21 protein-coding genes and 1 riboswitch are annotated in these 18798 nt (G+C 73.2%); of the genes, 13 read left to right on the top strand and 8 right to left on the bottom strand.

Annotated features, from left to right (window positions below; translation table 11 throughout):
• Nucleotides 1-76 precede the first annotated feature (76 nt).
• Together HCN51_RS37035 and HCN51_RS37030 are read right to left on the bottom strand one after the other, a co-directional pair.
• Nucleotides 77-1057, bottom strand: a complete 981-nt coding sequence (locus tag HCN51_RS37035) for an LLM class flavin-dependent oxidoreductase (RefSeq protein ID WP_168016280.1) — start codon at nt 1055-1057, stop codon at nt 77-79.
• 127 nt (nt 1058-1184) lie between these two features.
• Nucleotides 1185-2123: an RNA polymerase sigma-70 factor gene (locus HCN51_RS37030; RefSeq protein ID WP_168016278.1), complete on the bottom strand. Its 939-nt coding sequence runs from the start codon at nt 2121-2123 to the stop codon at nt 1185-1187.
• 169 nt (nt 2124-2292) lie between these two features.
• On the opposite strand from HCN51_RS37030, the gene HCN51_RS37025 reads away from it, so the two are divergent.
• Together HCN51_RS37025 and HCN51_RS37020 are read left to right on the top strand one after the other, a co-directional pair.
• Nucleotides 2293-3135, top strand: coding sequence for an SDR family NAD(P)-dependent oxidoreductase (locus HCN51_RS37025; RefSeq protein WP_168016276.1), 843 nt, complete (start codon nt 2293-2295; stop codon nt 3133-3135).
• 182 nt (nt 3136-3317) lie between these two features.
• Nucleotides 3318-4340 carry a hypothetical protein gene (locus tag HCN51_RS37020; RefSeq protein WP_168016274.1) on the top strand — a complete coding sequence of 341 codons (1023 nt, stop codon included), beginning with the start codon at nt 3318-3320 and terminating at the stop codon, nt 4338-4340.
• Nucleotides 4341-4351: 11 nt separating this feature from the next.
• Here HCN51_RS37020 and HCN51_RS37015 read toward each other — a convergent pair whose 3' ends face one another.
• On the bottom strand, nt 4352-5212 hold the full coding sequence (locus tag HCN51_RS37015; RefSeq protein ID WP_240973634.1) for a universal stress protein: 861 nt from the start codon (nt 5210-5212) through the stop codon (nt 4352-4354).
• A 108-nt stretch (nt 5213-5320) separates the two neighbouring features.
• On the opposite strand from HCN51_RS37015, the gene HCN51_RS37010 reads away from it, so the two are divergent.
• Nucleotides 5321-5995, top strand: coding sequence for a helix-turn-helix domain-containing protein (locus HCN51_RS37010; protein ID WP_346433925.1), 675 nt, complete (start codon nt 5321-5323; stop codon nt 5993-5995).
• A 33-nt stretch (nt 5996-6028) separates the two neighbouring features.
• On the opposite strand, the gene HCN51_RS37005 is transcribed toward HCN51_RS37010, so the two are convergent.
• Nucleotides 6029-6694, bottom strand: coding sequence for a carboxymuconolactone decarboxylase family protein (locus HCN51_RS37005; protein WP_168016272.1), 666 nt, complete (start codon nt 6692-6694; stop codon nt 6029-6031).
• A gap of 51 nt (nt 6695-6745) precedes the next feature.
• Between HCN51_RS37005 and HCN51_RS37000 the strand changes: the two genes are divergently transcribed.
• The 7 genes from HCN51_RS37000 (at nt 6746) to HCN51_RS36970 (ending at nt 10979) form a co-directional block, all read left to right on the top strand.
• Complete coding sequence (locus HCN51_RS37000; RefSeq protein WP_168016270.1) at nt 6746-6895, top strand: hypothetical protein; 150 nt, start codon at nt 6746-6748, stop codon at nt 6893-6895.
• A complete protein-coding gene (locus HCN51_RS36995; protein ID WP_168016268.1) occupies nt 6892-7323 on the top strand; it encodes a hypothetical protein in 432 nt (143 codons plus the stop codon). The genes HCN51_RS37000 and HCN51_RS36995 overlap by 4 nt, the downstream gene beginning before the upstream one ends.
• The gene (locus HCN51_RS36990) at nt 7320-8549 is read left to right on the top strand and encodes an NRAMP family divalent metal transporter (RefSeq protein WP_168016266.1); all 1230 of its coding nucleotides are present in this window, start codon (nt 7320-7322) and stop codon (nt 8547-8549) included. The genes HCN51_RS36995 and HCN51_RS36990 overlap by 4 nt, the downstream gene beginning before the upstream one ends.
• A complete protein-coding gene (locus tag HCN51_RS36985) occupies nt 8546-8944 on the top strand; it encodes a hypothetical protein (RefSeq protein WP_168016264.1) in 399 nt (132 codons plus the stop codon). Before HCN51_RS36990 ends, HCN51_RS36985 begins: the two co-directional genes overlap by 4 nt.
• The gene (locus tag HCN51_RS36980) at nt 8931-9296 is read left to right on the top strand and encodes a hypothetical protein (protein ID WP_168016262.1); all 366 of its coding nucleotides are present in this window, start codon (nt 8931-8933) and stop codon (nt 9294-9296) included. Before HCN51_RS36985 ends, HCN51_RS36980 begins: the two co-directional genes overlap by 14 nt.
• Nucleotides 9297-9345: 49 nt before the next feature.
• Nucleotides 9346-9792, top strand: coding sequence for a DUF4383 domain-containing protein (locus HCN51_RS36975; protein WP_168016260.1), 447 nt, complete (start codon nt 9346-9348; stop codon nt 9790-9792).
• A 243-nt stretch (nt 9793-10035) separates the two neighbouring features.
• A riboswitch (cyclic di-AMP (ydaO/yuaA leader) is annotated at nt 10036-10182 on the top strand.
• An 11-nt stretch (nt 10183-10193) separates the two neighbouring features.
• Complete coding sequence (locus HCN51_RS36970; RefSeq protein WP_168016258.1) at nt 10194-10979, top strand: glycoside hydrolase family 25 protein; 786 nt, start codon at nt 10194-10196, stop codon at nt 10977-10979.
• 57 nt (nt 10980-11036) lie between these two features.
• Here the strand turns inward: HCN51_RS36970 and HCN51_RS36965 are convergent, their stop codons facing one another.
• Nucleotides 11037-12239, bottom strand: a complete 1203-nt coding sequence (locus tag HCN51_RS36965) for a hypothetical protein (RefSeq protein ID WP_168016256.1) — start codon at nt 12237-12239, stop codon at nt 11037-11039.
• Nucleotides 12240-12354: 115 nt separating this feature from the next.
• Between HCN51_RS36965 and HCN51_RS36960 the strand changes: the two genes are divergently transcribed.
• Both HCN51_RS36960 and HCN51_RS36955 read left to right on the top strand, forming a co-directional pair.
• A complete protein-coding gene (locus HCN51_RS36960; protein ID WP_168016254.1) occupies nt 12355-12933 on the top strand; it encodes a dihydrofolate reductase family protein in 579 nt (192 codons plus the stop codon).
• A gap of 213 nt (nt 12934-13146) precedes the next feature.
• Nucleotides 13147-13863 (top strand): Pr6Pr family membrane protein, encoded by a 717-nt coding sequence (locus tag HCN51_RS36955; RefSeq protein WP_168016252.1) that lies wholly within the window; start codon nt 13147-13149, stop codon nt 13861-13863.
• Nucleotides 13864-14363: 500 nt separating this feature from the next.
• Here the strand turns inward: HCN51_RS36955 and HCN51_RS36950 are convergent, their stop codons facing one another.
• From HCN51_RS36950 to HCN51_RS36940, 3 genes are all read right to left on the bottom strand, one after another.
• Nucleotides 14364-15038: a hypothetical protein gene (locus HCN51_RS36950; protein ID WP_168016250.1), complete on the bottom strand. Its 675-nt coding sequence runs from the start codon at nt 15036-15038 to the stop codon at nt 14364-14366.
• A 44-nt stretch (nt 15039-15082) separates the two neighbouring features.
• Nucleotides 15083-15997 carry an alpha/beta hydrolase gene (locus tag HCN51_RS36945; RefSeq protein ID WP_168016248.1) on the bottom strand — a complete coding sequence of 305 codons (915 nt, stop codon included), beginning with the start codon at nt 15995-15997 and terminating at the stop codon, nt 15083-15085.
• Nucleotides 15998-16118: 121 nt separating this feature from the next.
• Complete coding sequence (locus tag HCN51_RS36940) at nt 16119-17507, bottom strand: carotenoid oxygenase family protein (protein ID WP_346433924.1); 1389 nt, start codon at nt 17505-17507, stop codon at nt 16119-16121.
• A gap of 250 nt (nt 17508-17757) precedes the next feature.
• Here HCN51_RS36940 and HCN51_RS36935 point away from each other — a divergent pair, with 250 nt between their 5' ends.
• Nucleotides 17758-18768, top strand: a complete 1011-nt coding sequence (locus HCN51_RS36935) for a 3-oxoacyl-ACP synthase III family protein (RefSeq protein ID WP_168016244.1) — start codon at nt 17758-17760, stop codon at nt 18766-18768.
• Nucleotides 18769-18798: the final 30 nt, after the last annotated feature.

The raw sequence follows: 18798 nt of genomic DNA, 5'->3' as shown, positions 1-18798 counted from the left end.
CGCGCGGGGCCGCGAAACTCATCGGTGCGGCCCCAACCGGTGAAAGATGTGGCCCCAACCGGTGAAGGATGCGGCCTCAGCCGGTGAGGCGCGGGACGACCTTCTCGCCGAACAGCCGGATCGCGGCCAGCACGTCGTCCTGCGGCAGGCCGCCGATGTCGATCAGCACGAGGTGCGCGTCGAGGCCCAGCAGCTTCTGCTGGGCGTTGAGCCGGTCGGCGACCTCGCCGGGGTCGCCGCAGATCGCCGCGCCCTCCATCAGCGCGTCGATGTCGATCCGGCCGCCATCGCCCCGCCACGGGCTGGCGAAGGCCGCGTACGCCTCCAGATAGGGGCGCCAGTGGTCGCGGGCGCCGTACTCGGCGACGTACACGTGACTGGGTAAGGCGACCCGGCCCGGGTGGTCGCGCCGGTAGCCGGCCACGACGTCGGCGTACACGCGCGGGTCGCGCAGCGTGCTCGGCAGCATGAGCGGCAGGCCCAGCTCCGCGGCGAAGGCGGCGGAGGCCGCCGAGCCGCTGCCCACCCACAGCGTCGGGTGCGGCCGCTGGATGGGGCGCGGCGTCGTGGTCACGCTCTCCAGCGGGCTGCGGAACGTGCCGCGCCAGGTGACGTTCTCCTCCCGCAGCAGCTTCAGCAGCAGCCGCAGGTGCTCGTGGAAGCGGGGCCGCAGGTCGGAGGGCGCGATGCCGAACGCGACGTCGGTCTCCTTGGACACGCCGCGGGCCACGATGAGCTCGGCCCGCCCGCCCGACAGCACGTCGAGGGTGGCGACCTCCTCCGCGACGCGCACCGGGTCGTGGTGGGCCAGCAGCGTGACGCCGGTGGACAGGCGCAGCGTGCTCGTGCGGGCCGCGATCGTGGCGAGCAGCAGCTCCGGCGCGGAGATGATGTAACGGGTGAAGTGGTGCTCGCCCACCGCCACGCCGGTGAAGCCGGCCTGCTCGGCCACCACGGCCTGCTCGACGACGGCGCGGACGCGCTCGGGCTCGGACGGTGCTCGCCCCGTACGTGGATCCGGCAGATGATCCCCCAGGATCAGCAGGTAGACCTCCACAGACCAGGACTCTACCTGCGGGAAACCGCCTGCCGCGCGGGGCCGGAGCGAGCGGGGAACGGGCGGCCGCGCGGCGCCGGGGCGTGCGGGAGACCGGCGGTCGCGCGGCAGGCGGGCGCGGGAAGGATCAGCGCAGGGTGAGCGGGGTCTCGGAGCCGATCCGGGTGAGCTTGCCGGGGTTGCGGACGTAGTACACGCCGGTGATGCGGGAGCCTTCGACGCTGACCGTCAGGACGCCGTCGATCTCGCCGTTCACGCGCATCACGAGCGCGGGGTTGCCGTTGAGCACGGCGGGGTCGCCGGTGAGCGTGACCTGGGCCTTGCCGATGCCGCCGATGATGAAGCGGGCCACCTTGCCGGCGCCGAGGATCGGCCGCGGGGCGGCCTGCTTGACGCCGCCGCCGTCGCTGATCAGGACGACCTCGGGCGCGAGCACGTCGAGCAGCCCTTGCAGGTCGCCCGTCTCGAACGCGCGCCGGAACGACTCCAGCGCCGCCCTGGCCACGTCGGGGGACACGATCTCGCGCGGCCGTCGGGCGTCGACGTGCCGGCGGGCGCGGTGCGCGATCTGCCGCACGGTCGCGGGGGTCTTGCCGACGGCGGCGGCGATCTCGTCGTAGCCGACGCCGAAGACCTCGCGCAGCACGAACACGGCCCGCTCGGTCGGCGCCAGCGTCTCCAGCACCAGCATCAGCGCCATGGACACGCTCTCGGCGAGCTCGGCGTCCTCGGCCACGTCGGGCGCGGTGAGCAGCGGCTCCGGCAGCCAGGGCCCGACGTAGTCCTCCTTGCGGCGCTTCATCGTGCGCAGCCGGTCGAGGGCCCGCCGGGTGGTGATCCGGACCAGGTAGGCGCGCCGGTCGGCCACCTGGCCGAGGTCCACCTTCGTCCACCGCAGCCACGTCTCCTGGAGCACGTCCTCGGCATCGGCGGCCGAGCCGAGCATCTCGTAGGCGACGGTGAACAGCAGGTTCCGGTGGCGGAGGAACGCCTCGGTCGCGGGGTCGGACAGCTCGGCGCGCGGCCCGTCCGTGGCCGCCGACGCCGGTTCGCCGCGCTCGTTCATGTCCCGCTCCCGCCTGATCGACCCCATTGTGCTCGTTCACGAGACGCCGCCCGCCGCCGGGGTGTGACATGCGCGTCCGGTGGTGTACGTCACACGGCCGCGCTGTCACAAGGAGGGGGGCCACCGGCGCCTCATCGTTGTCGGACACCATGAAGAACAGGAAAAGATCATGAGCAAGGTGTGGTTCGTCACCGGTTCGTCGCGCGGCCTGGGCCGTTGCTTCGTCGAGGCCGCGCTGGCCCACGGGGACCGGGTGGCCGCCACCGCCCGCAGCGTCGACGCCCTGGAGGAGCTGACCGCCGCCTACGGCGACAACGTGCTCCCGCTGGCGATGGACGTCACCGGCAGGGCGGCCGTCTTCGCCGCCGTCGAGCGGGCCCGCGAGCACTTCGGCCGGCTGGACGTCATCGTCAACAACGCCGGTTACGCCCAGGTCGGCGCTGTCGAGGAGCTGACCGAGCAGGAGTTGCGCGACCAGATGGAGACCAACCTGTTCGGCGCCGTCTGGGTGATCCAGGCGGCCCTGCCCACCCTGCGCGAGCAGCGCTCGGGCCACATCATCCAGCTTTCGTCGGCCGCCGGCCTCATCGCCATGCCCCTCGGCGGCGCCTACCACGCCTCCAAGTGGGCGCTGGAAGGGCTCAACGAGGCCCTGGCCGGCGAGGTCGCCGAGTTCGGCGTCAAGGTCACCATCATCGAGCCCGGCGGTTTCGCCACCCGCGCCGGCCAGAACCCCGACCCGCTCAACAACGGCCACATGGCCCAGCCCGACCCCGCCTACGACGCCCTGCGCCGGCGTCTGGGCGCGATCGCCGGCAAGCAGCCCGCCGGCGATCCGGCCGCCGCCGCCCAGACCCTCGTCAAGATCGTCTCCATGGCCGAGCCGCCGCTGCGCGTCCTGTTCGGCCAGGGCTTCTACCCGATGATCCAGCAGGCGTACGCCGACCGGCTCAAGGTGTGGGCCGACGGGCAGGACCTCTCGGCCCAGGCGCACGGCGGCGCGAGCCGGTAACCCCCGGCGGGCGGGCCGGTGACCGTGCACGCGGCCCGCAAGACCCGACAAATGCCGCATTCCGGGCATATGTGGAGATCCCGGTCCGTCAGGCCCGTTTCCGAGACATGCCCCGGGGAGATCGCGTACGGTGACGCGTTGACCACCGGCCAAGCCCGCAAGCCTCCCCGGAGCCTGCTCTCATGCGAACCGCAACGGCGATCCTCTCCTTCGTGCTCGCCCTCGCCCTCCTGCCCCTCCAACCGGCCGCCGCCGCGTCGCTGCCCGGCGGCAAGAGCACCTACGTCGTCTCCCAGGGCCACCTGAAGGCGTCCTCCCGGGAGAACTGGGTCCGCCTGGGCACCTACCGCTTCGCCGCGAACGGCACGGTCAGCGCCTCGTCGTACCTGTGGTGGCAGCGCCGTCCCGAGGCCAGGCAGCGCACCGGCATGGTCCCCGACAAGAGCTGCACCACCAAGGCGGGCGGCTCGGCCTCCCGCCCCCGCATGTGCCGGGTGCTCACCGCCGGCGGCTACACCGGCGCCCCGGACGAGAGCCGCACCGGCACGTTCACCATGGCCGGCGACGTCCTCACCATCCGGTGGAAGATCGCCCAGGCGTGGACGGAGCAGTGGTCCGTCCGCCGCTCCCCCGACGGCAAGCTGGCCCGCCTCGACCTCAAGGGCAGCACCCTGGCCACGCACGGGTACGGCTACGGCAGCAACGCCGCGATCGGCACCCGGCGGGCGATGAGCTCGGTCAAGGCGTTCCCCGGCGCGCTGCGCCAGGACCTGACGAGCTGGGCCGGCGACAAGCTCGTCACCTCGAACAACCAGCCGTTCAGCCTCTCCTCCTTCCGCGCCTGCACCACCACGACGTCGTGCCTGACGTACCTGCAGCCGTCCTCGCGCGGCGCCTGCCAGAAGTCCGGCGGCTGCCCCCACTACGGCGGCGGGACGAAGGCCGACATCAGCTCCATCCAGTACTACCTCACGAAGATCTCCAACTCCGACCGCCGTGACACGATGTGGCACTGGTGCACCTGCCTGGCCATGGAGCGCCGCGAGTTCTGCTACACCGGCAACTCCCACGTCAAGCCGCTCATGCAGGTCATCGACGACAGCGGCGCCTTCCGCGGCTGGGTCGGCGCCGAAGCGTCCTTCTCGACCGGCTCGTCCAGGAAGGCCGACATGCTGGCGGTGTTCCGCCTCAGCGACTTCCGCTGATCCGAGACCGCTCAGGCGCGGACGACGGCGACCGGGCAGCGGGCGTGGTGCAGCACGCCCCGGCTGACCGAGCCGAGCAGCGCCGAGCCGAGGGCGCCGCGCCCGTGCGAGCCGACCACCAGCAGGCCGGCGCCTTCGGAGGCCGCCGTCAGCGCGTCCACCGGATGCGCGCACGGGACGTCCTCGACCACGCTCACCTGCGGGTGGTCCGGGCCGAACACCTTCAGCCGGTCACGGATCACCTGCAGCTGCAGGGCGCGGATGTCGTCCAGGTCGTAGGGGATGTCCGGGGCGTAGGCGTGCACGGGGAGCTGCCAGGCGTGCACGACCCTGAGCGTCGCGCCCCGCAGCAGCGCCTGCTCGTAGGCGTAGGCCAGCGCGGGCTCGCACTCCGGCGAGTCGTCCACCCCCACCACGACCTCCTCGCCGGCGGGCAGGTGCGCGCCGCGCACCACGACCACCGGGCAGTGGACGTGCCCGGCCAGGTGCATGCTCACCGAGCCCAGCAGCGCCCCGGCGAACCCGCCGAGCCCCCGGCTGCCGACCACCAGCGCGGTCGCGTCCCCCGCCTGCTCGGCCAGCACCTCGGCGGGCCGGCCCGCCACCTGCCGGGTGGTGACCTCGACGGCCGGCTGCCGCTCCCGCACCAGCGCCTCCGCCTCGTCCAGCACCTGCCGGCCCGCGCGCAGCAGCAGGTCCGGCAGGCCTGCGCCGGGGGGCTTGCCGACCTGGTACCACGAGGTGTCGGCCACGTGCACGACCCGCAGCGGCACGCGCCTGCGTGCGGCGTCGCCGGCCGCCCACTCCACGGCGGCACGCGAGGCCACCGAGCCGTCCGCGCCCACGATGATCATGTCCTCCTCCTTCGTCATGCCTCCCATCGCACCACGCGCCTCCCGCCCCTGTCAGGGCCGGAGGTCGCCCCGGCAAGGGCCGAACGGCCCTGCCCGCCGCCGCGCCGCGCGCCTACCGTCACCCTTGTGAACCACCATGAGGAGGGCATCGTCATGACGAGCGACGGCGATTTCGGACGCCGCGTCCACCACCGGCGCGACCGGCTCGGTCTCACGCTCGGCCAGGTCGCCGAGCGCGCCGACATGTCGGCCGGATACGTCCAGCACCTGGAGACCCACCTGGGCACCCCCGACATGGGCACCGTGACCCGGCTGGCCAGAGCGCTGGAGACCACGGTGAAGGATCTGCTGGGCGGCGGCCGCGAGCGTCCCCCCGGGCAGGGGCCCGCGATGGACGAGCCGGTGCTGGAGGTGCTCGACACCGCCGAGTGCCTGCGGCTGGTGGGGCCGGGCGGGATCGGGCGGGTGGCGTTCGACGGCTCGCACGGGCCGACGGTGCTGCCGGTGAACTACCGCTTCCACGAGGGCGCCGTCGTCTTCCGCACCGCCCGGGGCGGCCCGATGGACACCGATCTGCGCTCCGGCCTGGACGGGGTGGACATCAAGATCGCCTTCCAGGTGGACCGGATCGACGAGGCCCAGCGGGCGGGCTGGAGCGTCCTCATCCAGGGCGCCGCCCATCACCTCCCGGAGGACGAGGTGGCCGACGTGGGCGTCACGCCGTGGGCCGGCGGGGAGCGCCAGCTGTATGTGCGGATCGTCCCGCAGCAGATCACCGGGCGCCGGATCCACAACATGTGAGCGCCTTTACAACGTAGATTCGTTATGCGCCCTTCAGGCGGCGCCGGTGAGCAGGTCGTCGAGCACGTGCAGGGCCCGCCACGCGGTCGTCATGCCGAACCGGGCGGAGAAGCGCACGACCGCCCGGAGATCCTCCGGGGTGGCGCCGGCGCCCAGGGCCCGGCCGACGTGGGCGCGGAAGCTCTCCTCAAGGGTCTGGTAGAGCACGTCGACGGTCATCGTGATGAAGGCGCGCTCCCGTACCGACAGCAGACGCATGCCGGCGCGCATGCGTGACTGCAGGTCCATGTAGCGGGCGAAGGGGGCGTCGAGGGCGGCCACCTCCTGCCGCATGCGCTCCGGCAGCGGGCTGCCGGAGCCGCTCGCGTTCACCTCGTGCGTCTGGCCGGTGGGGCGGGGCAGGTCGTGCTCGCGCTCCAGCTCGACCAGGCGGGCCAGCGCCGACTGGGCGGCCGGGTAGCCGCTGTCGTAGGCGACGAAGCGGAGCAGCTCGCGCAGGTCGTCGGCGGAGACGCCGCTGTCCAGCGCCGCCAGCACGTGCCGGGCGAAGGGCAGGCCGAGGGTCTGCCGGCAGACGTCGGCGGTGAGGTTGAGCAGGGCCTGCTCGCGTGCGGTCAGCTCGGTGATCTCGGCCTGGAGCAGGCGGTCGGTGGCGGCGCTCATCTCGTCGAACGTCGCGTCCATCACCTGGGTGTGCATGAAGGTCCTCCATCAGTGAACAGCTGTAGCGCTACGACTGTAGGGCAACGGATGTTCACTTACAAGGGCAGGACTGATGTGGATCTATCAGGGCAGTTCACGCTCGTGATGGATGAAGGGCTCGTCCTGCTGATGGCGTGGGGGCAGTTCCTGGCGCTGCTGGTCGTGCTCGGGTACGTGCTGCTGAGGCGGCAGTCATGAGAGCGGGCTGGGTGGCCCTCGTGCTGGCCGTCGGGGTGGCGGGGTGTTCGAGCCCGGCGTGGAACGACCGCGACTACGAGCTGAAGGCCGCCGCCTCCGCCGAGACGGTCGGCTCGACGGTCGAGGCGGTACGGCTCGCCGTGGGCGGCGGCGAGCGGCTGACCCGGCCGTACCTGAAAGTCGTGCTGACGAACGCCGCCGGGCAGGTGCAGAGCGTCAACGACCAGTTCGGCGGCGTGCAGCCGCCGTCCGAGCGGGCGGAGAAGCTGGGCGAGCGGCTGCTGGAGGTCACCGAGCGGGCCGAGAAGGAGATCTCCGGGCTGCTCGTGGAGGTGCGGCGCGACCGGGTGGCGGACCCGGCGGCCGCGGTGCGGCGGCTGGCCGGGCTGGGCGAGACGTTGCGGGGCTTCCAGGAAGAGCACGAATGAAGAAGTTCCTGGGCATCACGCTGGGCATCCTGACCGCGATCGGCGGGTTCGTGGACATCGGCGACCTGGTCGCCAACGCGCTGGTCGGCTCCCGGTTCGGCATGTCGCTGGCGTGGGTGGTGGTGCTGGGCGTGCTGGGCATCTGCGTGTTCGCCGAGATGTCCGGGCGCATCGCGGCGGTCTCGGGCCGCGCGGTGTTCGACCTGGTACGCGAGCGCCTCGGCCCCAAGGCCGGCCTGGCCAACCTCGGGGCGTCGTTCTTCATCCTGGGCCTGACCGTGGCCGCCGAGATCGGCGGCGCGGCGCTGGCCCTGGAGCTGGCCACCGGCGTGAACTACCTGCTGTGGGTGCCGGGCGTGGCGTTCGTGGCGTGGCTGGTCATGTGGCGGGTCAAGTTCGAGACCATCGAGCGGGTCTTCGGGCTCGGCGGGCTGGCGCTGGTGGTGTTCGTCGTCGCGCTGTGGCAGCTCGGGCCCGACTGGGGGCAGCTCTGGCAGCAGGCCGCCCGGCCGGCGCCGCCCGAGGGCGAGGCCGTGCCGACGTACTTCTACTACGCGATCGCGCTGCTGGGCGGGGCCATGACGCCGTACGAGGTGTTCTTCTTCTCCTCCGGCGGCGTCGAGGAGAAGTGGACGCGCTCCGACCTGTCGGTCTCGCGGGCGAACGTGTTCATCGGCTTCCCGCTCGGCGGGCTGCTGTCGCTGGCCATCGCCGCGTGCGCGGCCACCGTGTTCCTGCCGGTGCACGTGCAGGTGGACTCGCTGGACCAGATGGTGCTGCCGGTCGCGCTGGGCGTCGGCCAGATCGGGCTGGCGCTGGTGATCCTCGGCGTGTTCGCGGCCACGTTCGGGGCGACGCTGGAGGTGGCGCTGTCGTCGGGCTACTGCCTGAGCCAGTATTTCGGCTGGCAGTGGGGCAAGTTCGTCCGGCCGCGCGAGGCGGCGCGGTTCCACGCCACCATCCTCGTGGTGATGATCGTGGCGACGGCCCTCATCCTGACGACCATCGACCCGATCATGGTGACCGAGTACTCGCTGGTGTTCTCGGCGGCGGCGCTGCCGCTGACGTACCTGCCGGTGCTGATGATCGCCAACGACCGGGACTACATGCAGGACAAGGTGAACGGCAGGCTCTCCAACTCGCTGGGGACGATATTCATGATCCTTCTTGTCGTGGTGTCGATCGCGGCGATCCCGCTCATGCTGGCCACGAAGGCGGGGCAATGAATGGCCACGCGGGGCGTGCCCGCGTGCTGCACGCGCAGCTCCACCTGCTGGACCGGCAGGTGGTGCACGACCACGACGGCCGGCTCGTGTGCAAGGTGGACGATCTGGAGCTGGCCTTCGACGACGAGGGCCGCCCGTACGTGACCGCCATCCTGATGGGGCCGCTGGCGCTCGGCCCTCGCGTCGGCGGCGTGCTGGGCCGGCTCATGGCTGGCGCCGCCCGCCTGTTCGGCGCCGGCGGCGAGCAGGCGCCGCCGCGCATCCCCATGGCGAACGTCAGCCACATCTCCAGCGCCGTGCACGTCGGCGGCGAGCTGGAGCGGCCCGCCCTCGAACGGTGGGTCCGCAGCCGCCTCATCGAGCCCATCCCCGGAGCCCGGCATGAGAATGAGTGAGCTCATCGCCCGTCCCGTCGTCGACAGCGCCGGCGAGCTCGTCGGGCAGGTCGCCGACGTGCGGCTGATCCAGGACGGGCCGCTGCTGCAGCAGGTCCAGAACGCCTTCCGCGTCGCCGGGCTGATCGTGGTCGCCCGGCACACCGGCCGGCTGTTCGGCTACGAGCGCGGCCCCGCCATCAAGGGCCCGTGGCTGATCAGGGCGCTGCTCGGCGTGCTGCACCGCGACACCCGGTACGTGACGTGGGAGCAGGTCGGCGGCATCGACGGCGAGCGGATCGTGCTGCGCGTGCCCGTGCGGGAGCTCGCCTCCGTCCGTGACCTGTACCAGGAGGGGCGGGCGGACGCCTGACTTCGTGCCTGGGGGTAGGAGGAGGGTTCCTTCTATCAAGGGAGGTCCGATGGACACCCCGCGTACTTCCGCCGCCCGCTCTCCCGTGCAGCTCGCCGCGCTCGTCGTCGGCGTGCTGTTCCTGCTGGTCGGCGTGCTCGGCTTCATCCCCGGCATCACGACCGGGTACGACGACCTGCAGTTCGCGGGTCACCACTCCGACGCGCACCTGCTCGGCGTCTTCCAGGTCTCGATCCTGCACAACATCGTGCACCTGCTGTTCGGCATCGCGGGTGTCCTGCTCGCCCGTACGTGGAGCGGGGCGCGCAACTTCCTCGTCGGCGGCGGGGTCATCTACCTGCTGCTGTGGATCTACGGGCTGCTCGTCGGCCATGACAGCCCGGCCAACTTCGTCCCGCTCAACAACGCCGACAACTGGCTGCACCTGGGGCTGGGCATCGTCATGATCGCCCTCGGCCTGGCTCTCAGCCGGCGCCGCGTCACCGCCCACCACTGAGGCCGATCGGGGGTAGGGCGGAAAAATCTACCCGGCCGCGGATCCCCGGCCGGGGCGGCGATGGAGACCTGTGCACGGCACGGGTCTCCTTTGCCGTATTTGCACCTTATTTGGGGTGATATGTACCTTCTGTAGGGCACGTGCTGACGCTCCGCGTCGAGCCGTCGCCCTCTGTCGACCGGGCACCGCTCTCGTAGCCACCGCTCTCGCAGGCACCGCTCTCGCAGGCGCCGCTCCGAGAACGACGCCCGGCCGCCGAATCCGCGCCACAGCGGAGCCGGGGACCCACCATTTCCGGGGTGAATCGGACGCCAGGCCCACGCCGCGCCCGTAGGGCACTTCCAAGCCCGAACCCGTCAGCTAACCCGGTAGGCGGCATGGAAGCAAGGAGTCATCACCTCATGCCCAAGCCCCAGCTTGCCGCAACCCTCAAGAACCAGCTCTCCGAGCGCTTCGGCCTGGCCGTCGGCGGCGCGATCCTGGCGGGCGCCGTCGCGCTGACCGGCGTGACCGGCACGGCCCTGGCCTCCCCCGCCGGCCCCGGTGCCGGCCCTGTCGCCGGCGCTGTCGTAGGCCACGCCGCCACCCACCAGCACGCCGGGCACGCGCTCTCCTACGGCCTGGACATCTCCAACTACGAGCCGCTCTACGACTGGAGCGCCAGCTCCGCCCAGTTCGGCATCGTCAAGGCCACCGAGGGCACCGCCTTCCGCGACGCGTCGTTCGCCCGGCACTGGCGCGAGCTGGGCGACAAGGGGATCGTCCGCGGGGCCTACCACTTCGGCCACCCCGGCAACGACCCCATCGCCGAGGCCGACCACTTCCTCGCCGTGGTGAACGCCCAGCCCGCCAAGCCCGGCGACCTGCTCGTCCTGGACCTGGAGACGACCGACGGCCGCTCCGTCGACCAGGTCAACGCCTGGGCCAAGGCGTGGCTGTCGCACGTCAAGGCCCGTACCGGGATCGCCCCGATGTTCTACAGCGGCTGGAACTTCGCCGACACCTACGGCAAGGGCCTGGCCGAATACCCGCTCTGGGTCGCCCACTACGGGCGGGCCAAGGGCGCCGTGACGCCGCCCGCCGACTGGAAGTCCTGGACGATCCACCAGTACACCGACTCGCCGATCGACCAGAACGTCTCCGCGCTGAGCCCGGACGAGCTGCGCGCCCTGGGCCGGCGCGCCTGACGCCCCTGGGCCCCGGCTCCTGGCCGGCAGCGGGGCCGGCGCCCCCGGCCCCCGGCCTCAGTCCTGCCAGTAGAACAGCAGGGCGCGCACGTTGATCGGGTCGCGGGTGCCGAACCAGTACACGCACAACCCGTCCACGGTGATCGCGCCGAGGTCGTCGTCGATCCACCGGAACCCGGCCGCTTCGAGCGGGGCCCGCACCTGCGTGGCCTCGTCCGAGCCGGTGACGAACCGCCCGAGCATGCTGACCAGGACCGTGCCGCCCGCGCACCTGATCACGTGGTACGTTCCGGTGCCCTGCCCGTAGTCCTCCCCGCAGTGCACGGGCGGCTCCGGGGACTGGCCCGCCCGCGCGAGCGCGTCCGACGCCCGCCGGAGCTGCCCTTCCACGTCCGTGGGCGGGGGCGGCTCGGTGATTAGGGCCTCCATCCGCCAGCGCGGGTCGGTGCGCACCTCGCACTCGGGGACGTACCGGTGCACGATCGCGGCGCGGATCTCCGCGTCCAGGCCCTGCACCTCGACGCGCGGCCGGCCCAGTGCCTCGTCGATGGCCCGGATCTCGTCGAGGTCGTCGGTGACGTCGTACAGGCCGAGCGCCGCCCACAGCGCCCCCTCCACGGTCGGCGCGTCCCGGGCGAACGCCCTCAACGCCTCGTCGTCCCACGTCAGCGAGTAAGCCTCGTAGGCGACGCCGACGTCGGGGTCGGCCAGCGCCGGCGTGATGTCCTCGCCGGCGCGGTGCCGCATGAGCACCCGGAACGCCCGGTCCTCCGGCCGGTCGCCGAGCAGGCGGTCGACCGCTGCCACGCCGTGCCGCTCCACCAGCGCGTCCAGCCCGGCCCTGCCCTTCGCCTTGTTGCGGTGCCACTGGTCGAACGCCAGCGTCGACAGCTCGGCCGCCGCCGTGAGGTCGCCCGCCTCGCCGCGCGCCTTCAGGATCGCCCCCCGCCACCTGAACGAGGTGTTGTTGCGCTGGTCGTCGTGCAGCAGCCACGGCAGCAGCTCCTCCCGGTGCCCGAGCACGGCGAGCAGCGCGAGGCGCACGTCGGTGGACTCGCGCGGATCCCGGATGCGCTCCAGCAACTCGGGCACCCGCGCCTCGGGGACGCGCCTGAACAGCGCCTCCGCACACCGCCGGCGCCGCCACCACGGGTTCCTGGGGTCGAGGACGTAACGGGCCAGCTCGTCGGGGTCGATCTCGCGCAGGGCGGCGGTGTCGGCGGGGCCGGCCTCCGGGATGGCCGAGGTGATGCGATCCACGCGCGGATGCTACCGGCCGGCGGCCTTTTCTGGATTTCTCCCGCCGAACGTGTCGAAGCGGCGCGGGCGGCTCCGACCTTCTCGTGAAGGTGACCCGGAGCGAAGGAGGCTCGTGATGAGCAAGGTAGTGCTGGACGTGTCGGTCTCCCTGGACGGTTTCACGGCGGGCCCGAACGTGCGGGCGGAGGAGCCCATGGGCGACGGCGGCGAGCGGCTGCACGAGTGGATGGGCGGCCAGGGCCCGGGCGGCGAGGCCGACCTGGAGGTCCGCCGGCAGGTCGACGCGGCGGTCGGGGCCACGGTCATCGGGCGGCGCACGTTCGACCTCGGCCTGCGCCCGTGGGGAGGCACGCCGTGGCCCGGCGTCCCCGGCTTCGTCGTCACCCACCGCACCCGGCAGGATCTCGTCGGCGACAACGGCGGCACGTTCGCCTTCGACGGCCTGGAGGCCGCGTTCCGGCGCGCCCGGGAGGCGGCCGGCGGCAAGGACGTCCTGGTGCTGGGCGCCGACGTCGCCCGGCAGGCGCTCAGGGCGGGCCTGCTCGACGAGTTGTGGCTGCACCTCGTGCCTGTGCTGCTGGGCGGGGGGACGCCGCTGTTCGGCGGGGAGCGGGCCGAGCTGGTCCAGGAGGGTACGCCGGTCGCGGGGAGCGCGTCGGTGACCCATCTGCGTTACCGGGTCGTGCGCGGTTAGAGGCGAGCGGCCGATGTGAGCGCCTGAGGCGAGCGCCCGAGGCGAACGACTGACCTGCGCGACTGACCTGCGCGACTGACCTGCGCGACTGACCTGCGCGACTGACCTGCGCGACTGACCTGCGCGGCTGACCTGCGCGGCTCCTGTGCGCGCGCAGCCTCACGATCGGATGATCCGGCCGTTCCCGGCGTTTCCGTGCGCTAGCGTGATCTTGTGGCGTTCACGGAGGGCCGGATGGCGGCGTGGCGGATCCTGCTGGTCGCGGCGACCGTCGCGGGCCTGGCGTGCCTGACGACGTCGATCGGCCGGCCGTGGGCCTACTTCACGGTGCAGAGCAACGTGCTGCTCGCGCTCTACTACGGCTGGCGGCTGGTCGCGGGACGCGGGAGGCCCGCCTCCGCCGACGTCAAGGGCGCCGTGACCTTGTACCTGGTGGCGACGTGCCTGGTCAACTACGTCTCCCGCGACCTGGCGAACCCGCTGGCGCTGCTCGACGGCGGCGGCGCGCGCGGCTGGGGCAACTTCCTGCTGCACTACGTGACTCCCGTGATGGCCCTGGCCGACTGGGCCGTCTTCGACCGCTCGCGCCGGGCCCGCTGGGCGGCGCCGTTCGCCTGGCTGGGCTTCCCGCTGCTGTACGGCGCGTTCGTGCTGCTCGCCGCCCCCAACCTGCCCCGCCGCTACGTCTACCCGTTCCTGAACGTGGAGCGGCTCGGCTGGCCGACGGTGGCGGGGGCGGCGGTCGGCGTGCTGGCCGCGTTCGTGGTGCTGGGTTACGCGCTGCTCGGCCTCCACCGGCTCACCGCCGGCCCACGGCTCCCCTGGCGCGGCGCCCGTACGACCACGCTCCCACCAGCAGCGCGCCGCCCAGCCCCGCGAAGGCCAGCCCGCCGAACAGGATCATCCACGCGATGTCCCCGCTGGTGGTGAACGGTGCCACCGGCGCGAACGGCGGGATCACCCCGGTCAGGCCGAGCGGCACCATGGCCAGCAGCACCACCCCGTACGCCCCCAGGCAGAGCCCCACCGCCCACGCCGGGATCAGCGGCAGCAGCGGCGGCACCCGCCGCCCGGCCAGCACGAGGGTCCACCGGGGGAACACCATCCCCCACCGGTGCACCAGCCCGAGCGCGAGGAACGCCCCGAGCAGCGCCATCAGCACCGTCAGATCGACGCCCACGGCCGCCAGTGCCCGGTAGAGGGCGCCCCCGTCGTTCTCGACGCCGTGCAGCCAGGCCCGCCCGCTCACGCCGAGGGCGTCCCCGCCCAGCGTCCACACCGTCTTCACCCCCGCCCACGGCACCAGCCCGCACAGCAGCAGCCAGACCGCCATCCGCACCCGTGGCGAAGCACCCATGCGTTCTCCCTCCCCGATCGCCTGCTCCAGGGTCGCGGCGACGGGACGGGGCCGCCTCCCCCGTACGGGGGAATCAGTCCCGCGCCGGCCGCAGCCCCGCGGACAGGGCGACCAGCACGGCCAGCATGGCGGCGAGGAGCGGGAGCCAGGCCAGCCTGGCCGGCAGCCAGGCGGAGGGGGTGGCGAGCGCGTTGAGCCCGGGGATGGGCCCCAGCCTGGTGGTGGCCAGGGCGACGATGACGGGCGCCGTCGGGTGCCAGAGGAAGACCGGCAGCGCCAGCCGTCCCATCAGCCGGGCCAGACGTCCGGGCGCGCTCCCGTCCGCCCCGTCGGTCGCGGGGGCGGGCGCGGGCCTGCCGGCGAGGATGAGGAGGTACGCGGTCACGTACGGCAGCGGCTCCAGCACCACGCCCAGGACCTGGAGGATCACGTCGCGCGAGTAACCGTTCGCCAGCAGGACCAGGAGCCCGACCGCCCACGCCACCAGGAACGTCACCACCGGCCGCGGCACCCGCCTCCGGTCCGCGCCCGCGCCGGCGGAGGACAGCACGGTGAGTGCGGCGAGCTGGATCGGCCAGGTCTCCCAGGACGGCAGCCCGGCCGGGTCGCCCGCCACCCCCACCCGCGGCGTGCTGACGAACACGGTGGCCAGCCAGTGCACGACCGCGATCCCCACGAGAACGACCGCCGCGACGGCGACCGACGGCGCGCCCCGGCCGGAAATCCGGCCGGAAATCCGGCTGGGCATGAGGCGGGGCATCAGGCGGGGCATCCGGTGCTGCGTCGAGCGGGTCATTCGGCGCTGCCCGTGACGGCGATGCGGGCGATGCGCTTCAGTGCGGGGCTGCCGGGGCGCAGGTACGTCCCGTGCGTCGCGTCGCCGGCGTCGAACACCCGGGCGCCGAACGCGGGGCTCACCGGGTCCGCGCCGAAGCCGAACGGGCCCAGCTCCACGCCGGGGCGCCACACGTCGTCCCGGCTGCCGAGGCCCGCCCACACCCCGGCGCTGGTCCGCAGGTCGCCGGCCGTCGCGGCCCCGAGGCCCGGGCTGCCGGTCACGACGAGGTCGGCCACGCGCAGCCCCGCGACAGCGCGTCCGCAGACGACGGACCCGTAACTGTGGCACACCAGGCTGATCCGGACCGGCTCCGGCAGCCCACGCTCCCCTCGCACCCGGTCGCCCTGCGCCCGATCCCCCTGCACCCGATCCCCCTGTGCCTGGGTCGCCAGCGCCGGCCGCTCTCCCGCTGCCCGGTCGAGGGCGGTGAGGAAGGCGCGTAGCCGTTCGGCCGGCCAGGTCGTGACGATCTCGGGGTTGATCAGGTCGGGCGGGTCGTAGCCGAGCCAGCCGATCACCGCCGTGCCCGGCTCGATGGCCGCCGCCTCGTCGTGCAGGGCGCGGGCGGCCCTGCCCGGCCCCTCGTAGGAGGAGTCGAACGAGCCGAGGCTCTGTCCCGACCCCGGCACGTAGACGACGACCGTGCGGGCCGTCGCCAGGTCGCCCACCACCTCGATCGCCTGCCCGTCGCCCTTGTGGCTGATCGCCAGGAACTGCCGCCCCGGCCGGTCGCCGGCCGCGTACCGCTCCTGCAGCGCCTGGCCGGTGAGCGCGGGCGGCGGGGGCAGCACGTCCGCCTCCGGCCGGCCGGCCGCCGCCGCCAGTGCCGCGAGCAGCATCGCGGGCAACACGCTGCGGGGAAATCTCATGCGTGCAGACTAGGAACGCGCGGGCCCGCCCGGCGTCGGCCGAAAGGACGATCTTGGTCGGGCCGGGCAGTGACCCGGGTCCTCCCCCCGAGGAGGACTCCAGACCCCTGCGGAGGCGACCCTAGGGGCGGCGGTCCGGGATCCAGGAGCCGTGGAAGCCGGTCGGGACGCCGCGCGGCAGGTCCACCGACGCCACAGGCCCGCCCCGCACGTGCGTGGCGTCGAGCACCAGGAGTTGCGAGGCGGAGCCGTCGCGGCGGGTGGTGATGGTCATGAGCCAGCCGTCGTCCTCCTGGCGCGGCCCCTGCGCCGCCGGCACGAACACGGCCTCCCCCACCATCGTGTCCTCGTCGAGCTCGTGCACGTCGCAGGCGCCGGTGTCGAGGTCGTACTTGACGACGGCGCAGTGGTCGCGGCTGCGCGGCTCGCTGCCGGAGACGGTGTAGAGGTAGCGGGAGCGCCGCCCGGTCACGTCGTCGTCGATGGTGGGAAACTCCACGACGCGGTCGTCGAGCGGCTGCTCGGTGGCGGTGCCGGTGGCCGGGTCGAGGGTCCAGCGGTGCAGGCGGGCGCGGCCGACCGCCGGGTCCGACGGGACGAAGCCGCGCGAGGCGTCGTCGCGTGACAGCAGCGCCCACAGCGCGGTCCACTCCTGCGGCGAGTAGCGGACGGCGTCCATCAGCACCCGCCCGGTGGCGTCCTCGTGGGCGTTGCCGACGTGGAAGATCCAGCACGGCTCGATGTCGAACCAGGTCACCTGCGCGCCGGGCCGGTCGTGGCGCATCAGGCCGAGGCGGGCGCCGTGGGCGTCGTCCCAGCCGTACGGCATGCCCTGCCCGGCCAGCGCGAGCTGGAAGGTCATGGGCAGGTCGAGCCAGACGACGTGGTGCTCGGTGACGGCGAAGTCGTGCATCATCGTGCCCGCCCGCACCGGCACCTCCCTGCTGTGGACGAGCTCGCCCTTGGCGTCGAGGCGGTGGTAGGTGAGGTAGGGCGGGCGGAAGCCGTAGCCGAAGAAGTGCAGCTCGCCGGTGGCGGGATCGCGCTTGGGGTGGGCGGTCATGGCGGTGGTGAGCCGGCCGCCGAAGTCGCAGGGGCCGACGGTGCCGAGGTCGGGCGTCACCTCGTACGGCAGGCCGACCTCGACGAGGGCGTAGACGCGGTCGGCGTGCGCCATCACGTGGGTGTTGGCGGAGGTGGAGGCCAGGTCCACGCGGCCGTCGGGCGTGACGAACGGCCTGCCGTGGAAGGCTCCGGTGCGTACCCACCGGTTGCGGTACCACTCGGCGCGGCCGCCGCTCAGCCGTACGCCGTGCAGCATGCCGTGGCCCGCCTGGAGGTGGCCGCTGCGCTGCCCCGGCAGGGGGTTGGGGCCGTTGCGCAGGTAGCGGCCGTCGAGCTCGGGCGGCAGCGCGCCGGTCACGGGCAGGCCGGTGGCGTCGATCTCGTCGGGCACGGCTCTGAGGTGGCCGGGCAGGTCGTACTGGGCGACGGTCTGCGGGTCGATCACGGGACCCTCCCTCAAGGGCCGGGGAAGCGCCCACCTTAGAACGGGGCGGCGGCGCGGCATAGGGGCGCCGCCGCCACACTCGCGGGCTCGGGCGGACGCCGCTGGTCAAGGCCCGGCAAGCAAGGCCGTGGCCTCGGCGGTTCAGCTAGGTCCGCCGCCGGGATCTTGCTTATCGTGAGCGCCTGTTGCCCAGGAAAGGCGGACTTAGGATGCTCTATCGGCAATCCGTGCGGCTCGGGGGCGAGCCGTCATGAGCCGGTCACGGTACTCGCGGGTGGCCGGGGTGGCGGTGCACGTACCGGATGAAAGCCTCACGACGCCGCGGCTCGAAGACCTGCTGGCCGAGCGCAATCCCGGCCTGCGCGTGCCGCGCGGGCTGATCGAGCGGCACAGCGGCGTGCGGCGGCGCCACGTCGCGCCGCCGCACACCATGGCGTCGGACCTCGCGGTGGCGGCGGCCCGGCGGCTGCTGCGGCGGACCGGGCACACGCCGCCGTCCATCGACCTGATCATCCACGCGGGGGTGTCGGGCGACGCCGTCGAGCCGGCGACGGCGCACATCGTGGCGGCCAAGCTGGGGGCCGCCTGCCCGGTGTTCGACGTGCGGGACGCGTGCAACGGCGTCCTGCGGGCGATCCATCTCGCGGACGCGCTCATCACCGGCGGCGACCACCGCACGGTGCTCATCGTCTGCGGCGAGGTGGTCACGTCGAGCATCCAGTGGCGGCTGGCGTCGCAGGAGGACTTCGAGCCGGCGATCCCGTCCTATACGGTGTCGGACTCGGGCTCGGCGCTGCTGCTGGAGTCGAGCGCCACGCCGGGCGTGCTCGGGCACCGGTTCGGGGCGAACTCGGCGTACTGGGAAGCCTCCATCATGCCGTTCGTACGGGACGCCTCCGGTGGGTTCCGTCCCGGGCCGTTCACCATCGATCCGGTGTCGCTGGCCATCGGGGTGCAGAAGCTCGACCTGGGCGTGCTGCGGCAGCCGCTGGCCGAGCGCGGGCTCGGCTGGGAGGACGTGGCCGTGGTGTGCGCGCACCAGCCGTCGCTGGCGGCCCTGTACTGGCTGTGCGACCTGCTGGACCTGCCCCGCGACAAGGCCGAGGAGACGGTCGCCGAGCACGGCAACCTGGCCGCGTCCACGCTGCCGATGCAGCTCCATCTGGCCGAGCGCGAGGGGCGGCTCAAGCGTGGCGACCTCGTCGCCCTGGTGGGCGTGGCCAGCGGGCTCAGCTCGGGCACGGTGCTGCTGCGCTGGTGAACGCCGCCGCGGCGGCACCGACCTTGCCCG

It is taken from the genome of Nonomuraea composti (assembly GCF_012034275.1).
GTDB lineage: Bacteria > Actinomycetota > Actinomycetes > Streptosporangiales > Streptosporangiaceae > Nonomuraea > Nonomuraea composti.
This window is presented reverse-complemented; position numbering and strand designations above follow the sequence as displayed.

Excerpts from the sequence above, each read along its gene's own strand:
- HCN51_RS36960 (WP_168016254.1), top strand. The coding sequence starts at position 12,355 with ATGAGCAAGGTAGTGCTGGACGTGTCGGTCTCCCTGGACGGTTTCACG.
- HCN51_RS37000 (WP_168016270.1), top strand. The coding sequence starts at position 6,746 with ATGTTCACTTACAAGGGCAGGACTGATGTGGATCTATCAGGGCAGTTC.
- HCN51_RS37025 (WP_168016276.1), top strand. The coding sequence starts at position 2,293 with ATGAGCAAGGTGTGGTTCGTCACCGGTTCGTCGCGCGGCCTGGGCCGT.
- HCN51_RS37030 (WP_168016278.1), bottom strand. The coding sequence starts at position 2,123 with ATGAACGAGCGCGGCGAACCGGCGTCGGCGGCCACGGACGGGCCGCGC.
- HCN51_RS36970 (WP_168016258.1), top strand. The coding sequence starts at position 10,194 with ATGCCCAAGCCCCAGCTTGCCGCAACCCTCAAGAACCAGCTCTCCGAG.
- HCN51_RS37005 (WP_168016272.1), bottom strand. The coding sequence starts at position 6,694 with ATGCACACCCAGGTGATGGACGCGACGTTCGACGAGATGAGCGCCGCC.
- HCN51_RS36985 (WP_168016264.1), top strand. The coding sequence starts at position 8,546 with ATGAATGGCCACGCGGGGCGTGCCCGCGTGCTGCACGCGCAGCTCCAC.
- HCN51_RS37020 (WP_168016274.1), top strand. The coding sequence starts at position 3,318 with ATGCGAACCGCAACGGCGATCCTCTCCTTCGTGCTCGCCCTCGCCCTC.
- HCN51_RS36975 (WP_168016260.1), top strand. The coding sequence starts at position 9,346 with ATGGACACCCCGCGTACTTCCGCCGCCCGCTCTCCCGTGCAGCTCGCC.
- HCN51_RS37015 (WP_240973634.1), bottom strand. The coding sequence starts at position 5,212 with ATGACGAAGGAGGAGGACATGATCATCGTGGGCGCGGACGGCTCGGTG.
- HCN51_RS36990 (WP_168016266.1), top strand. The coding sequence starts at position 7,320 with ATGAAGAAGTTCCTGGGCATCACGCTGGGCATCCTGACCGCGATCGGC.
- HCN51_RS36945 (WP_168016248.1), bottom strand. The coding sequence starts at position 15,997 with ATGAGATTTCCCCGCAGCGTGTTGCCCGCGATGCTGCTCGCGGCACTG.
- HCN51_RS36950 (WP_168016250.1), bottom strand. The coding sequence starts at position 15,038 with ATGCCCAGCCGGATTTCCGGCCGGATTTCCGGCCGGGGCGCGCCGTCG.
- HCN51_RS36995 (WP_168016268.1), top strand. The coding sequence starts at position 6,892 with ATGAGAGCGGGCTGGGTGGCCCTCGTGCTGGCCGTCGGGGTGGCGGGG.
- HCN51_RS36935 (WP_168016244.1), top strand. The coding sequence starts at position 17,758 with ATGAGCCGGTCACGGTACTCGCGGGTGGCCGGGGTGGCGGTGCACGTA.
- HCN51_RS36980 (WP_168016262.1), top strand. The coding sequence starts at position 8,931 with ATGAGAATGAGTGAGCTCATCGCCCGTCCCGTCGTCGACAGCGCCGGC.